Origin of the sequence: Corynebacterium sp. (assembly GCF_012838985.1) — a bacterium.
Taxonomy (GTDB): domain Bacteria; phylum Actinomycetota; class Actinomycetes; order Mycobacteriales; family Mycobacteriaceae; genus Corynebacterium.
Genome location: NZ_DUOE01000148.1, coordinates 1 through 15,367, shown reverse-complemented (window position 1 = coordinate 15,367; position 15,367 = coordinate 1). Strand labels below are relative to the sequence as shown.

The 15,367-nt window shown below is 68.8% G+C and carries 13 protein-coding genes, 1 pseudogene and 1 riboswitch; of the genes and pseudogenes, 10 read left to right on the top strand and 4 right to left on the bottom strand.

What is annotated here, in order from left to right; all coding sequences use genetic code 11:
• The 7 genes from GXZ33_RS08465 to GXZ33_RS08435 form a co-directional block, all read left to right on the top strand.
• Positions 1-1,185: cytochrome b N-terminal domain-containing protein (locus GXZ33_RS08465; RefSeq protein WP_291340427.1), on the top strand; the 1,185-nt coding region annotated here is incomplete at its 5' end.
• A 569-nt stretch (positions 1,186-1,754) separates the two neighbouring features.
• Positions 1,755-1,925: riboswitch (cyclic di-AMP (ydaO/yuaA leader) on the top strand.
• 9 nt (positions 1,926-1,934) lie between these two features.
• Positions 1,935-2,576 carry a C40 family peptidase gene (locus GXZ33_RS08460; RefSeq protein ID WP_291340426.1) on the top strand — a complete coding sequence of 214 codons (642 nt, stop codon included), beginning with the start codon at positions 1,935-1,937 and terminating at the stop codon, positions 2,574-2,576.
• Positions 2,577-2,751: 175 nt separating this feature from the next.
• The gene (locus GXZ33_RS08455) at positions 2,752-3,777 is read left to right on the top strand and encodes an NlpC/P60 family protein (protein ID WP_363237139.1); all 1,026 of its coding nucleotides are present in this window, start codon (positions 2,752-2,754) and stop codon (positions 3,775-3,777) included.
• A 3-nt stretch (positions 3,778-3,780) separates the two neighbouring features.
• Entirely contained in the window at positions 3,781-4,896 is a 1,116-nt protein-coding gene (locus tag GXZ33_RS08450) for a glycosyltransferase family 4 protein (RefSeq protein ID WP_291340425.1), read from the top strand.
• Complete coding sequence (locus tag GXZ33_RS08445) at positions 4,897-5,814, top strand: ROK family protein (RefSeq protein WP_291340424.1); 918 nt, start codon at positions 4,897-4,899, stop codon at positions 5,812-5,814.
• A 12-nt stretch (positions 5,815-5,826) separates the two neighbouring features.
• A complete protein-coding gene (locus GXZ33_RS08440; RefSeq protein WP_291340423.1) occupies positions 5,827-6,567 on the top strand; it encodes a lysophospholipid acyltransferase family protein in 741 nt (246 codons plus the stop codon).
• Positions 6,568-6,743: 176 nt separating this feature from the next.
• Positions 6,744-7,877, top strand: a complete 1,134-nt coding sequence (locus tag GXZ33_RS08435; RefSeq protein ID WP_291340421.1) for an acyltransferase family protein — start codon at positions 6,744-6,746, stop codon at positions 7,875-7,877.
• Here the strand turns inward: GXZ33_RS08435 and GXZ33_RS08430 are convergent.
• Positions 7,790-8,992: a glycosyltransferase 87 family protein gene (locus GXZ33_RS08430; RefSeq protein ID WP_291340419.1), complete on the bottom strand. Its 1,203-nt coding sequence runs from the start codon at positions 8,990-8,992 to the stop codon at positions 7,790-7,792. The genes GXZ33_RS08435 and GXZ33_RS08430 overlap by 88 nt on opposite strands.
• A 65-nt stretch (positions 8,993-9,057) precedes the next feature.
• Here GXZ33_RS08430 and GXZ33_RS08425 point away from each other — a divergent pair, with 65 nt between their 5' ends.
• Both GXZ33_RS08425 and GXZ33_RS08420 read left to right on the top strand, forming a co-directional pair.
• Entirely contained in the window at positions 9,058-9,570 is a 513-nt protein-coding gene (locus GXZ33_RS08425) for a polyadenylate-specific 3'-exoribonuclease AS (protein WP_291340417.1), read from the top strand.
• 56 nt (positions 9,571-9,626) lie between these two features.
• Complete coding sequence (locus GXZ33_RS08420; protein ID WP_291340415.1) at positions 9,627-11,015, top strand: class II 3-deoxy-7-phosphoheptulonate synthase; 1,389 nt, start codon at positions 9,627-9,629, stop codon at positions 11,013-11,015.
• A 62-nt stretch (positions 11,016-11,077) separates the two neighbouring features.
• Here GXZ33_RS08420 and pknB read toward each other — a convergent pair whose 3' ends face one another.
• Positions 11,078-13,213: a Stk1 family PASTA domain-containing Ser/Thr kinase gene (gene pknB / locus GXZ33_RS08415; RefSeq protein ID WP_291340413.1), complete on the bottom strand. Its 2,136-nt coding sequence runs from the start codon at positions 13,211-13,213 to the stop codon at positions 11,078-11,080.
• Between the two features lie 59 nt (positions 13,214-13,272).
• On the opposite strand from pknB, the gene GXZ33_RS08410 reads away from it, so the two are divergent.
• Positions 13,273-13,644, top strand: coding sequence for an Rv2175c family DNA-binding protein (locus tag GXZ33_RS08410; RefSeq protein ID WP_363237134.1), 372 nt, complete (start codon positions 13,273-13,275; stop codon positions 13,642-13,644).
• Here GXZ33_RS08410 and GXZ33_RS08405 read toward each other — a convergent pair.
• Both GXZ33_RS08405 and GXZ33_RS08400 read right to left on the bottom strand, forming a co-directional pair.
• Positions 13,547-15,067 carry an alpha-(1->6)-mannopyranosyltransferase A gene (locus tag GXZ33_RS08405; protein ID WP_291340411.1) on the bottom strand — a complete coding sequence of 507 codons (1,521 nt, stop codon included), beginning with the start codon at positions 15,065-15,067 and terminating at the stop codon, positions 13,547-13,549. The two genes, GXZ33_RS08410 and GXZ33_RS08405, sit on opposite strands and share 98 nt — an antisense overlap.
• Positions 15,067-15,367: pseudogene (locus GXZ33_RS08400) on the bottom strand (polyprenyl synthetase family protein); the annotation flags it as partial. The pseudogene GXZ33_RS08400 and the gene GXZ33_RS08405, both read right to left, overlap by 1 nt.

The window sequence follows — 15,367 nt, the reverse complement described above, 5'->3', positions numbered from 1 at the left end:
GCCGAGGGCTTCATGGGTTACTCCCTCCCGGATGACCTGCTCTCCGGCGTCGGCCTCCGCATCATGTCCGCCATCATCCTGGGTCTGCCGATCATCGGCACCTGGCTGCACTGGCTGGTCTTCGGCGGCGACTTCCCGTCCGACCTCATGCTGGACCGTTTCTACATCGCCCACGTGCTCATCCTGCCGGGCATCATCCTCGGCCTGATCGCAGCTCACCTGGCGCTGGTCTGGTACCAGAAGCACACCCAGTTCCCGGGCGCCGGCCGCACCGAGAACAACGTCGTCGGTGTCCGCATCATGCCGGTCTTCGCGACCAAGGCCATCGGCTACGGTCTGCTGACCGCCGGTGTCCTGGCCCTGATGTCCGGTCTCACCACGATCAACGCGATCTGGAACATCGGCCCCTACAACCCGTCGCAGGTCTCCGCAGGTTCCCAGCCTGACGTCTACATGCTGTGGACTGATGGTGTCGCCCGTGTCATGCCGGCGTGGGAGCTCTACATCGGCAACTACACCATCCCCTCCGCATTCTGGGTCGCCCTGGTCTGTGGTGCCATGGTTGTCCTGCTGTTCGCCTACCCGTGGATCGAGAAGAACGCCACCGGCGACGACGCTCACCACAACCTGCTGCAGCGTCCGCGCGATGTTCCGGTCCGTACCGGCATCGGTGCGATGGCCATCACCTTCTTCCTGCTGGTGACCATCTCCGGTGGTAACGACCATGTCGCGCACTTCTTCCAGATCTCGCTGAACGCCATGACCTGGTTCGGTCGTATCGGTGTCATCATCCTGCCGCCGATCGCGTACTACATCACCCACCGTATCTGCGTCGGTCTGCAGCGTTCTGACCGTGCAGTGCTCGAGCACGGCATCGAGACCGGTGTCATCAAGCAGATGCCGAACGGTGCCTTCGTGGAGATCCACCAGCCGCTCGGCCCGGTCGATGAGCACGGCCACCCGGTTCCGCTGGCATACGCCGGCGCCACCGTCCCGAAGCGCATGAACCAGCTGGGCTTCGCTGACCGCATCGCCCGTGGTTCCCTCATCAAGGCCGACGACCAGCGCTTCACTGACGCCGCCGTCGAGACCTCCCACGCCAACGAGCGTGAGGAGAAGGCCATGCTGGAGAACCTCCAGGATGCCAACCGCGCGAAGGACCGCGAGGCCGGCCTGCTCGACTAGGCCCACGCCTGCAGTCACCACTGCGCTCACGAGCTGAGACCCCGCCTCCCCGATACCTGGGGGAGGCGGGGTCTCCTCCTTTTCTGCGTCGATAAGTCCCTGGCGGCCGTGTGAGCGTTTGAAGGACGGCTTCCAGGTGTCAGGCTGTTCTCTGCTTAGCGACGCGCCACACGCCATTCTGGGCGCTTTCCCGGGGGCCGGCGCCGGGTGGCGCTCCGGGGAGTGTCGTGCGGCCCGGCTGGACCCTCCCCGTCATCCCCCGGAATACCGGGCAGTGCCCTAAATCACAGTGAAAATGTCGGGTGGCCCAGATCGCTATTTCGACGGCGCGATGGCCGGGTGCCGCAGAGGGGTGCGGGACCGGGATACCGCAAGGTCAGGCGGCGATACGGGCGGTTGTCAATAGTTGATTTGTCCGCGAACCTGTTCCGGGTGGAGGGGACGTCTCTGTTCGATAACGGTGCGATAACGGCGACGCGCCGGAGGGATCGTTGGACAAGCTTCGTTGTCGTTTCGTAACCTGATCGAGACATTGCGGGGCTTCGCAAGGAAGCCGCCGAATGATTGAAACGAAAATAAAGCCTAATCCCCGTCAGGGGAGCCGGGGAACCAATACAGCGTTTTCTGGGGTTCATCCTCCGCGAGAGCGCCGCACACGGGAGTGTGGGGCGTGGAGTGGGGGAGGGAAGCTTCCGCTCCCAACCCGTCAGCTAACCCGGTAGGCACAAGGAAGATCTGGAGAAACATTCGTGGCTCAGCACCGTCGCCTCACCAAGACCGCCTCTCGTCGTCTCGCGACCGCTTCCGCGGTCGTCATGGGCGCCACCATCCTCGCACCGGTCGCCGACGCCGTTGAGGTCGTCATCCCGAACACCGACATCCGTGTCGACGTCCCGGCTCTGGCCAATGTCCAGGGTCTGCAGAACGTCCCGAACGTCGAGCAGTTCGTCCCCTCCATGCAGCAGGCCACCAACTCCTACGTGGCAGCCGTGAACAACACCCCGGCTCCGGCCCCGGCCCCGGCCCAGGCAGCTCCGGCGGCCTCCTCCACCGGCCAGGCCATCGCCGACGCCGTGCGCTCCAAGATCGGCGCCCCGTACGCCTGGGGTGCCACCGGCCCGTCCGCCTTCGACTGCTCCGGTCTGACCACCTGGGCCTACCAGCAGGTCGGCAAGTCCATCCCGCGTACCTCCCAGGCCCAGGCCTCCCAGGGCCAGCGCGTGCCGCTGGACCAGCTGCAGCCGGGCGACATCATCGCCTACTACGGCGGTGCCACCCACGTCGGCATCTACGTCGGCAACGGCATGATCGTCGACGCCCTGAACTCCGGCACCCCGGTCGGTGAGCGTCCGCTGCACTTCCAGCCGATCCACTCCGCCGTCCGCTTCTAGGCGCACGTCGGGCCTGTGACCCGCCCCCGGACCTCGTCCGGGAGGCGGGTTCCGCTGTTTCCGGGGAGGACCCTGTCTTGTGGGTCACGACCAGCTGAGGAGACTGTACTCAGTCATCTCTCAGTGTCTATAGTTATGGCTGAAAACACCGGCCTCCGTTACTGAAAGAGTGACCTTGCGCTTCCCCCTGGGTTTCACCCGCACCCTGCGTACCACCGGCGCCACCACCCTCGGCGCAGTCCTGCTGACCTCGGGTTTCGCACTTCCCGAGGCCCTCGCCGACGAGGAGCTGGACACCCTCATCGCCTCCCTGGAGGACGTCTCCCAGGAGGCGTCGGCCAAGAACGAGGAGGTCAAGCAGCTCGAGGACGACCTCGTCCACGGGCAGGAGAGACTCGACAACCTGAGGGACAGAGCGGAAGCCGCGCGGGAACGGGCCACCGCGGCCCAGGCCGCGCAGCGTGACTACCAGCGTGACGTCAATGATCTCGCCGGCGCGAAGTACCGCAGCCTGCAGGTCGACCCGGTGACCAACGCCGTCTCCGCGGAGAACCCGCAGAACGCCATCGACCGGGCGTCCTACCTCGGGGCGCTGACCAGGCACACGGAACGGACCGTCGGGAAGCTGGCGGAAGCGACCGCCGCCGCCGGCAGGGAGCACACCGACGCCTCCCGCATGGTGGCGGAGGCGAATTTCAAGCAGTCCCAGCTGGAGAAGCAGCACCGCGTCCTCGCCGAGCAGCAGGAGGAGCTGCAGACCCGGATCCGGGAGATCGAGGAGAAGGTCGCATCCCTCGACGAGGCGGCGCGACAGGCATGGGAGAACAAGAACGATCCCCTGCCCCCGATCCTCACCGGCGACTTCAGCGGGGCGGTCGCCGCCGCCCTGAGCAAGCTCGGCTCCCCCTACGGGTGGGGCGCGACCGGCCCGAACCAGTTCGACTGCTCCGGTCTCATGGTGTGGGCCTACCAGCAGCAGGGCAAGGCGATCCCTCGGACCTCGCAGGCCCAGCTCGCCGGCGGCACCCCGGTGTCCCGCGCGGACCTGCAGCCGGGCGACATCGTCGGCTACTACCCGGGCGTCACGCACGTGGGCATGTACATCGGCAACGGCCAGCTGGTGCACGCCTCCGACTACGGCATTCCGGTGCAGGTCGTGTCCGTCGACTCGATGCCGTGGGCCGGCGCCGTCCGCTACTGACGCATGTCGCGGACGCTGCTGGTCACCAACGATTTCCCACCGACGGTCGGTGGCATCCAGTCCTACCTGCGTGATTTCCTGGGCACCCTCGACCCGGAACAGGTGGTGGTCTTCGCCTCCACCCAGGACCGTTCCGCTGCGGCGGAGTTCGACGCGGGGCTGCCGTACCGGGTCATCCGCTGGCCGCGACACGTCATGCTGCCGACGCCGACGACCGCGGAGGCGATGAGCCAGATCATCCGTGAGCTGGACATCGACACCGTGTGGTTCGGGGCCGCGGCGCCGCTGGCGCTCATGGGGGCGGCGGCCCGGCGGGCGGGGGCCACGCGCATCGTCGCGAGCACCCACGGCCACGAGGTCGGCTGGTCCATGCTGCCCGGCGCCCGGCAGGTGCTGCGGCGCATCGGTGACACCGCCGACGTGGTCACCTACATCTCCGACTACACGCTGCGTCGATTCCGCCGGGCCTTCGGTCCGCACCCGGAGTTCCGCCACCTGCCCTCCGGTGTGGACGTCGACTGGTTCCGCCCCGCCACCCCGGAGGAGAAGGCCGCCACCCGCGGGCGTCACGGCGCCGGTCCGCTCGTGGTGTGCGTCTCCCGTCTGGTCCCGCGCAAGGGGCAGGACATGCTCATCCGGGTCTGGCCGCGGATCCTCGAGCGGCACCCGACGGCCCGCCTCCTCATCGTCGGCTCCGGGTCACACGGATCCGCGCTGCGCAGGCTGGCCGCCCCCCTGGCCGACGCCGTGGTGTTCACCGGCCCCCTGCCCACCGGGGAGCTCCGCTCGCTGCTGGCCTCCGCGGACGTCTTCGCCATGCCGGCACGCACCCGCGGCGGAGGCCTCGACGTCGAGGGGCTGGGCATCGTCTATCTCGAGGCGCAGGCCTGCGGCCTGCCCGTCATCGCCGGTGATTCCGGCGGCGCCCCCGAGACCGTCACCCCGGACACCGGTCTCGTCGTCGACGGCCGCAGTGAGGAGGAGCTCGCCTCCGCGCTCCTGATGCTTCTCGACGACCCCCGGCACGCCGCGGCGCTGGGGGAGGCGGGGCGTCGTCACGCAGTCAGCAGCTGGACCTGGGACATCATGGGCTCCCGGCTGCGGGATATACTCCGTTGAATGAAGCTCAGTGAGGCGGGTCCCCGCCCGACGGTGGGGTTCGACATCGGTGGGACGCAGTGCCGCGCCGCGGTGGTGTCGGCGGAGGGGGAGATCCTCACGACGCTGAGCGTGCCCACCCCGCACACCGGGGAGGACCTCGAGGATGCGGTGGCGGGGATCGTCGACAAGCTCCGGGCTGACCATGATCCCGTGGCCGTCGGCCTGGCCGTGGCCGGATTTCTCGACGCGGAGCGCGAGACCGTCCGCTTCGCCCCGCACCTGCCGTGGCGTGACACACCCGTCCGTGCCCGCCTGCAGGACCGGTTGGGCCTGCCGGTGGTCCTCGAGCACGACGCCAACTCCGCAGCCTGGGGCGAGTACCGCTTCGGCTCCGCCCGTGGAGCCGGCACCTGGGTGTTCTTCGCCGTGGGCACCGGCATCGGGGCGGCCCTCATGATCGACGGGCAGCTCTTCCGCGGGGCCTACGGCACCGCCCCCGAGTTCGGGCACCTCACCGTCGTCCCCGGGGGCCGCCTGTGCGCCTGCGGCCGACGTGGCTGCCTGGAGCGTTACGCCTCGGGCACGGCACTCGCCGACACCGCCGTCGAGCACGGCCTGCCTCCCGGGATGGGTGGACCCGAGCTGATGGCCGCGGCCCGCGCCGGCGATGCACGGGCGCAGGCGGTGATCGGGGACTTCGCCGCCTGGCTCGGGCAGGGACTGTCGACGGTGGTGGACGTGCTCGACCCGGAACTCATCATCCTCGGCGGGGGAGTGGCGGTGGACACCGACCTCTTCCTCGCGGACGCGCAGGCCGCCATGGCCGCGAACATCGTCGGGGCGGGACACCGGCCACTCCCGGTCGTGGGAACCGCGGAACTGGGCCCGGCCGCGGGTATGATTGGCGTGGCAGATTTAGCGCGTACGCATTATTAAGGGGAGAAACCGATGCAAAAGCTGTGGTACTGGATGTACAAGAACGTTCTCATCGGTCCTTTCCTCCGCGTGTGGAACCGCCCGACCATGGAGGGCAGGGAGAACATCCCGGCCACCGGAGCAGCCATCGTCGCCTCCACCCACCAGTCGGTCATGGACTCGTTCTTCTTCCCGGCCCTCAGCCCCCGCCGCATCACCTTCCCGGCGAAGCAGGAGTACTTCACCAACACCGGTGTCATCGGCGCGATCCAGCGCTGGTTCTTCACCTCCATCGGCCAGATCCCCGTGGACCGCACCGCCAGCAACGCCGGCGACGCCACCCTCGCCGCCGCCCGCACCGTGCTGGACAAGGGCAGCGTCCTGGGCATCTACCCGGAGGGCACCCGCTCCCCGGACGGCCGTATCTACAAGGGGCGCACGGGCATGGCACGTATCGCCCTGGCCACCGGCGCCCCGATCGTGCCGATGGCGATGATCGGCTCCCGGGACGCCAACCCCATCGGCACGTGGATCCCGCGTCCGTTCAAGGTGCGCATGAAGGTGGGCGAGCCCATCGACGGCCGCGCCTACGTCGAGTCCCTGGGCATCGACCCCGACTCCCGCGAGGCCGCCCGCCCGCTGACCGACCACGTCATGGCCATCCTCACGGAGCTGTCCGGTCAGCCTTATGTCGACATGTACGCCTCGGAGGTCAAGGAATCGCTGGCCGCGGGCCGGGGCTGGCCACGTGGTACGGAGCCGACCCGCGCCTAGACCTTCGGGGACCCTTTCAAGCTCGCGACATTGTCTGGTTCTGAGCAGGACCTATATAATCATCCGCTGGACTGCACCGGGACAGACCGGTGACAGGTCCGCCGTTGCGTGAAGGGGCGTGATGAGTGACGGTGAGCAAGCAGACTGTAGTTGACCAGACAATTCCTAAAGTGCGGATGCGCTGGCCCGATGTGGCCAAGGGACTGTCCATTCTCGGGGTTGTGCTGCTGCACATCGTGATCATGGTGCCCGGCGGCATGGACGGCACGGCTGCCGCCGTCACCCGGGTGCTCGATCCTCTCCGGATGCCGCTGTTCTTCATGGTCAGTGGTTTCTTCTCGGCGAAGGTGTTGAACTTCACATTCCGGGAACTGTTCCTCAGGAGACTGTGGTTCCTGCTGGTCCCGTACGTCCTGTGGGTCCCGGTGGAACTCTGGCTCTCGCACCGGGTCCGGGCCACCTACCAGGACATCGAGATGCCCGGTGCCATGCTCTACGTGATGCGCACGGTGGAGGGGTGGAACCCCTACTGGTTCCTCTACGGACTGATCCTGTTCAACCTGGTGCTCTGGGCCACCCGGAAGTGGCCGCCGTGGGCCGCCATGCTGGTCAGCTTCTCCCCGATTCTCCTGCTGCCAGCGTTCGCCGACATGCCGCTCGTGACCCGGGTGGTCATGTACCTGCCCGTGTTCATGGGCGCGGTCCACCTGCGTCGACACATCCGGGCATGGGCGGAGCGGGCCACGGAGCTGCCGACGTTGTCGGTCAGCATCCTCCTGTACGCCGCGGGTCTGTCCCTGTCCGCGGTGTGGGGCTGGTGGACCACCTCCCACCCGGGGGCTGACCTGTGGTACCTGCCGGGTGCCGGAGATTTCGGTACCCGCGAGGTGGGGTATGCGGTGAAGATGACCGTGCAGATCCTCATGCTCCCCGTGGCGGTCATCGCCTCGGTGCTGATCAGCCGGATCCCCGTGGTCACTGAGGCACTGAGCTTCCTCGGCCGGCACACCCTGGTGATCTACCTGGGCCACCCGCTGGCCTTCATCTTCCTGTACCAATTCCCGGTCCGGAAGTGGGGTCTGGAGATCAGCCGGCAGGCGGAGAATCCGCTGCTCCAGACCTGGGTGTGGATGACCCTGTGCTTCGTGATGGCCGCTGTCGGGTCCTGGGTGGTGCACCTGCTCACCCGCATCCCCTACCTGCGGTGGACGATCATGCCGCCTCAGCTGGTCGCTGCGCCGCGACGTCCCGTCAGCGCCGCCGGTGTGACCACCGCGGCCACCACGACCGCCAGCGTCACGACGAGGTAGGAACTGCCGAGCACCTGTGCCCACCAGGCCCAGTCGTGCTCGGCTCCGTTGCTGTGGGGCAGCAGCCAGTGCGGTGCCGTGAAGACCGCGAGCATCACCGCCGCCGCGAGAATACGGGGGAGGCTGCCCGCCGTCGCAGCCAGGGTGACCGCGACCGGCACGAGCCACACCCAGTGGTGGGACCAGGACACCGGCGAGCAGAGCAGCGCCACGGTCGAGGCCAGCAGGACGGACCACAGCAGGGAGTCGACGCGGATCATCGCCCAGATGATCAGTCCCAGGGCCAGCAGGACCAGCACCAGCCAGACCAGCGAGTCCGCGGATTCGCCGCTCTCCGCCAGTCGGGCGAGGACACCACGGATCGACTGGTTGGAGGCGTAGGCCTCGCCACCGATGCGGCCGGTGTCACTGAGGGTGTCCAGCCAGTATGTCCGGGAGTTCGTCCAGCTCAGCGCCGCCGCCGCCAGGGTGAAGGCGACACCGGAGAGGAAAGTCACCGCCGCGTGCCGCCACTCACGGCGGACGAGGAAGACGAGGATGAACACCGCCGGGGTGAGCTTGATGGCGGCGGCCAGTCCGATGAGCACGCCGCGCGGCAGCCACGGGCGTTTCGCCAGGGTGTCGATGAGCACCAGCGCCATGAGCAGGATGTTGATCTGCCCGAAGGCGAAGGTCTCGCGGACGGGCTCAGCCATCAGCGCGAAGGGGAGGATCCACGTGGCGGCCACGCGGGGGTCAGCCAGGCGGGGCGCGGCGTGGCGCAGGACGATGACCAGGCACCACCACAGCAGGAGCACCGATGCGATGGTCCAGGTGACCAGGGCCACCGCGTACGGCACCAGAGCCAGCGGGATGAAGAGCATCGCCGCCAGCGGGGGATAGGTGAAGGGCAGTGTGATGCCGCCCACCTCGTAGCCGCGGGTGTAGAGATTGTCGCCGTCGAGAAACGCGGCGGCGCCCGCCCGGTAGACGTCGATGTCGATGGCGTACCGCAGGGAGGGTCCGTCGGCGATGAGCCAGGGGAGGACCGCTGCCACGGAGGCGATCACGGCGATCGCCGTCCAGATCCGTTTCGCACGGGTCGACAGCACGGGGGCGGGAAAAGTGGTGCTCATGGCTGAAACTATAACCGGCGCCACCCCTCGGCCGGACATGGGAGGGCACACGTTAGGCTGTCTGCGTGCGCTACTTCTACGACACCGAGTTCATCGAGGACGGCCGGACCATCGAACTGGTCTCCATCGGCATCGTCGCGGAGGACGGGCGCGAGTACTACGCCGTCTCCACCGACTTCGACGCGACCCGTGCCAACGCCTGGGTGCGGGAGAACGTGCTGGACAAGCTGCCCAACCCGGGGGACCCCGTGTGGAAGCCCCTCGAGACCATCCGGACGGAGGTCCTCGCGTTCCTCACCTCCGTCAAGGACGGGGACCCGGAGCTGTGGGCCTGGGTGGGGGCCTACGATCATGTGGTCCTGGCCCAGTTGTGGGGGGACATGGCGGGACTGCCGCGGGCCATTCCGCGCTACACCCGGGAACTCAAGCAGTACTGGGAGTTCGCCGGTCGGCCCTATCTGCCGAAGACCCCGGACGCCTCCCATGATGCGCTGGTGGACGCCCGGCACAACCTGGAGAAGTTCCGGATCTGCGCCGAGGCGCTCCCCCTGACGCGGCGGAACAGGGTGCGGAACTGAGGTTCGTCCTGCCTCAGGGGGTTACTTGACTGGACAGCCGTGCTATGAATATGGGTGTGAGTTGGACTGTTGACATTCCCAAAGAGGTTCTCCCCGACCTGCCGCCGCTTCCCGCCGGCCTGCAGGAGCGTTTTGAGGACGTAATTTCCCGCGAGGCCAAGCAGCAGCCCAGCTGGGACCGGACAGAGGCGGAGACCGTCCGCAAGATCCTCGAGTCGGTGCCGCCGACCGTGGTCGCCCCGGAGGTGACCCAGCTGAAGAAGGAGCTCGCCGACGTTGCGCTCGGCAAGGCCTTCCTCATGCAGGGCGGTGACTGTGCCGAGACCTTCGAGTCGAACACCGAGCCCCACATCCGTTCGAACATCAAGACGCTGCTGCAGATGGCTGTCGTCCTGACCTACGGTGCCTCGACGCCGGTGGTGAAGCTGGCACGTATCGCCGGCCAGTACGCGAAGCCGCGTTCCAGCGACACCGATGAGCACGGTCTGCCCAGCTACCGCGGCGACATCGTCAACGGTGTCGAGCCGACCCCGGAGGCCCGTCGCCACGACCCGGCCCGCATGATCCGTGCGTACGCGAACTCCTCCGCGGCCATGAACCTGGTCCGCGCGTTGGTCTCCTCCGGCACCGCCGACCTCAACAAGGTGCACGAGTGGAACCGTGAGTTCGTCGCGGAGTCCCCGGCCGGAGCCCGTTACGAGGCACTGGCCGAGGAGATCGAGCGCGGTCTGCGTTTCATGGACGCCTGCGGTGTCAGCGACGAGTCGCTGCGTACCTCGGACATCTACTGCTCGCATGAGGCCCTGCTCGTCGACTACGAGCGTGCCATGCTGCGCCTGCACGAGGACGAGGACGGCGAGACCCGTCTCTACGACCTGTCCGCGCACCAGCTGTGGATCGGTGAGCGTACCCGCGGCATCGAGGACTTCCACGTCAACTTCGCCGCGATCATCGCGAACCCGATCGGCATCAAGATCGGCCCGACCATCACCCCGGAGGAGGCTGTCGCGTACGCCGCGAAGCTGGATCCGGACAAGGAGCCGGGCCGTCTGACCATGGTGGCACGCATGGGCCACGACAAGGTCCGCACCGCGCTGCCGCCGGTCATCGAGGCTGTCGAGGCCGCCGGCCACAAGGTCATCTGGCAGTCGGACCCGATGCACGGCAACACCTTCACCGCGTCGAACGGCTACAAGACCCGTCACTTCGACAAAGTCATCGATGAGGTCCAGGGCTTCTTCGAGGTCCACCGTGCGCTGGGCACCCACCCGGGTGGCATCCACATCGAGCTGACCGGTGAGGACGTCACCGAGTGCCTCGGCGGCGCCATGGACATCACCGATGTCGACCTGCCGGGCCGTTACGAGTCCGCCTGCGACCCGCGTCTGAACACGCAGCAGTCGCTGGAGCTGGCCTTCCTGGTCGCGGAGATGCTCCGCAACTAGGCGCCTGCCTGCCGACGACGCCGTCCGCCCCACCCGGGGCAGACGGCGTCTCGTTTTTCCCGCTACAGGGAGAGTCGCACGGTGGACTCGAGGCGGGCGTCGGCGCCGGCCTCGGGGCGCTGGCGGGTGACCACGCGGTCGTTGTCACGGTCGCGGGCGTTGGTCTCCAGTCCGACGGCCTCGAGTGTGGCACGGGCCTGGGAGACGGTCATGCCGACGACGTCCGGCACGATGATCCGGCCGGCCAGGGTGAGTGTCACCTCGGCGTCCTCCGGATCAATGGTCTCCCCGGCGGTGGGGCTGGTCCGGACGACGGTGTCCGGGCTGGTGCCGACGGCGCTGCGGTCCCGGCGGGTGTCCCCGACGGTGAAACCGGCGGCGTTGAGGGCGGCGGTGGCCTCGGTCTCGGACATGCCCTCGACGTCAGGGACGGTCAGGCCGCTGTTGACGACGAGGGAGACCTCACTGCCGCGCGTCAGCGTCGTGCCCGGGGCGGGGGAGACGTCGAGGATCTGCCCGGCGGGGGCGTCCTCGTCGAAACGCTTCTCGACGTCCGCCACCGTCAGCCCCAGCTCCGCCAGCCGGGCCTCGGCGGTGGCGAGGTCGGAGCCGATGATCGTGGGCACCTGGACGGGTTCCGGGCCCCGCGAGAGGTGGACTGTGATGGTGGAGCCGATCTTCACGGCCTCCCCGGCGGCGGGGTCGGTCGCGGCGACGAGCCCCTCGTCGACGTCCGGGGACCAGACGGGCTCCCCGGTGGCGACCTGGAGGGTCCGGTCCGCGGCCGCCGCCTGGTAGGCGAGGATGTCCATGCCCTCCGGTTCGGGGACGGTCGGCCGGCCCTGCGACACGAGCACCGTGACCTCCTGACCGCGGACGATCTTCTCCCCGTCGGCGGGGTCGGTGCCGGCGCTGAGGTCGGAGGCGACGTCGTCGTGGTAGACGATCTCGGTGACCGCGGTGAATCCGGCCTCCTCGATCGCGCTGACGGCGGCGGTGCGGTCCATACCCAGGACCGGCGGGATCTCCCCGTAGCGGCCGGACCCGAACCACCAGCCACCCACAGCGATGGCCGCGGTGAGCAGTGCGATGACCAGCAGCCACACGACCAGACCGGTCCGCGAGCGGTTGCTCACCGGCGTGGGGGCGGGCTCCGGCGGCGGCACGGTGGCGGGGACCGGTGGTGGCGCCTGCGGCTGCAGGGCGGGGACGGGCTCCTGGACACGCGTCTCGGTGATGTCGGGGGCGGGGGCAGGGGCGATCTCGGTGACCATCGTCGGCGGGCCGACCAGGTCGGTGATGTCGGTGGGCACGGCCGCCGCGCGGGTGGCGGCGGAGTTCTCCGGGATCGGCACGGTGAACGCCGGGAGGGCCAGCTCCCCGGCGACGTCGTCGAGGGCGGCGAGGAACTCGGCGGCGTCGGCGAAACGGTCCCGGGGGTCGCGGGCGGTGGCGGTGGCCACGAGGGCGTCGACAAGCGGGGGGACACCGGAGATGAGGGAACTCGGGGCGGGGACGTCCTCGCTGAGGCGTCGGTAAGCATGCTCCATCGGGGTGTCCCCCGAGAACGGCGTGGAACCCGTGAGCAGCTCGAAGAGGACGATGCCGGCGGAGTACACGTCCGAGGCGGGCGTGATGTCGGTGCCGTCGACCTGCTCGGGGGAGAGGTAGGCGGCGGTGCCGACGATCTGCGAGGGCGTGGCACCCGCGGCGGCTGCGCGGACGAGGCCGAAGTCGGCGAGTTTCACGCGGTGGTCGCCGTTGATGAGGATGTTGTCCGGCTTGATGTCACGGTGCACCAGGCCCGCGGTGTGGGCGATGGACAGTCCCGTGAGCACCGCACGCATCACCGCGGCGGCGGCGTGCGGGGGCATGGGGCCCCGCTCGGCGAGCAGCTCACGCAGGGTGCCGCCGGTGATGAGCTCCATGATGAGGAACAGGTGGTCGCCGTCCGAGCCGAAGTCGTAGACGTTGACCAGGTTCGGGTGGGTGAGCTGCGCCATCGCCCGGGCCTCGCGGCGGAAACGCTGCCGGAAGACGGGGTCGGCGATGTACTTCTCGTCGAGGACTTTCGCGGCGACGGCGCGCCCCAGGCGGAGGTCGACGCAGCGCCAGACCATGGACATGCCGCCGCGGGCGATCGGGTGATCGATGCGGTACCTGTCCTCGAGGAGGTCTCCCACTGCCAGTTGAGCCATGGGGACAGTATGGTCCACACGCGGGTGCCCACGCCAACGCGGGCGGTAGAGTGGACGACGTGATTCCCAACGACATCCCCCTTGAGACCCTGCTCGCCGACGAGCCCATGCTCAGCCTCCCGGAGACCGCCGACAGACTGGGTGTGGTGATCACCCGCGTCCATGACCTGCTGGGCGCCGACAAGCTCATCGCGCACGTCATCGACGGCAAGCGGTACATCCCGGAGGCGCTGTTCCACGAGGGGTCCCACTCGACGGGCAAGTTCGTGCCCGGCTTCATCACCCTCATGAAGGACGGGGGCTACACCGACGAGGAGATCCTGCTCTACCTGTTCACCGAGGATGAGACGCTGCCGGGTCGACCGGTGGATGCGCTCCACGGTCAGCTGGCGCGTGAGGTGCTGCGCCGCGCGCAGGCCATGGCCCTGTGACATCCCGCCCGAAGATCCAGTCCGTGAGGAACCAGGCGACGATGAACACGCCGACCATCCACCACGTGTTGTAGAGCTGGTGGTTGCCGCTGCCCGTGAAGGCCAGGGTGACCACCACCGACGCGCCCACGGCCAGCCGCAGGACCCACCCGGGCGGGCGGACCGCGCCGACGAGTGAGATCACCGAGGCGTAGTACCAGGGCAGCGTCACCGAGTTGAAGACGAAGGCCACCTGGTAGGCGAGCGCCGTGCCGGCGATGGCGCGGCGCTCGTTCTGCCGGAACAGCCACCACACGACGACCAGCCCGGCGAGCATGAGCACCATCGAGATGCTCCGCAGGACGCCGAGTGCGGTGTTGTACTCGAAGGACGTCCAGAAGACCTGGATCAGCCAGGTCCCCCAGCCGGCCAGCAGGGAGGGCAGTGCGAGCGGGTTGATGACCTTCGAGTTGCCGGAGATCTCCGACAGCCAGCCCCACGAGGCCCCGGACATCCAGGTCACCGCGGCGACGACCGCGAGTGTCTCGACGGCACCCACGACACCGCTGAGCAGGAAGGCGAGGACCCGGTTGAGGCGCTTCGCGTAGTGAAGGGTGGCCAGCCACACGACGAAGGGCAGAGCGATGGCGGCGGTGGCCTTGAGGGACACGGCCACCGCGATGAGGGCCACCCCCAGCAGGAAACGCCGGTGCAGGCCGGCGAGCAGTCCGAGGCTGACCAGTCCGACCATGACGGACTCGTTGTGCATGCCGCCGACCATGTGCAGGATCATCACCGGGTTGGCAACTCCGAGCCACAACGCCAGGGCCGGGTCACCACCGAGGGCCCGGGCGATGCGGGGGACCGCCCAGGCGATCGCGGCGAAGCCGAGGACCGAGATGAGCTTGTACACCACCACGCCGGCAGTGACGTTCTCCCCGACGAGGCGGGTCACGCCCTCGCCGATCCACAGGTGCAGCGGCCCATAGGGGGTGGTGGTGTTGCGCCAGTCGTGGGAGACCTCGAGCAGGAACGGCCCCGGGTTGACCGCGGCGCCCTGCGTGTACGGGTCGTAGCCGTCGCGGAGCATGGCCCCCTGCATGAGGTAGGAGTACACGTCACGCGAGAGCATCGGGGCGGCCGGGATGAGAGGCAGGACCCAGGCCCACAGGGCCGTGCGGACGCGCTTCTCGGCGTCCTCGGCACCGTTGTCGAGCACGTGCCGACGCCCGAGCACCGCCCAGGCGACCAGCAGGGCCGCCACGCCCGCCCAGAACACGGCGTTGGAGATGCCTGCGCCGTGGCCGTAGGCGAGGAAGTCCAGCTCCAGGGCCTCCAGCACACCGCCACGGTGGCGGATGGCACCGCCGCCGAAGGACCCCAGGAACAGGAGGACCGCACCGATGATTCCCAGCGGGAGCGCGCCGGGCAGCCGGAGGGTCATCAGTGGCGACGCGCCGTCGCGCGCTGGGCGAGGTCGGTGAGCGTCGCGGTGACCTCGGGGGAGGTGCCCGCGGCGGCGAGGTGGGCGAGTCCGGAACGGAGGAGGGCGTCGATGCGCTCCTCGATCTCCTCCACGGCGCCGGTGTCCGCGATGATCTGCGCCAGGCGGGCGATCTGCGCGGGGTCGTCGGTGGCGCCGACACCGGCGCGCAGCTCGGCGGCGGCGGCGGGATCGCGCTCGTCGGCACGCTGCAGTGCGGTGGCGAGCAGGACGGTGCGCTTGCCCTCCCGCAGGTCGTCG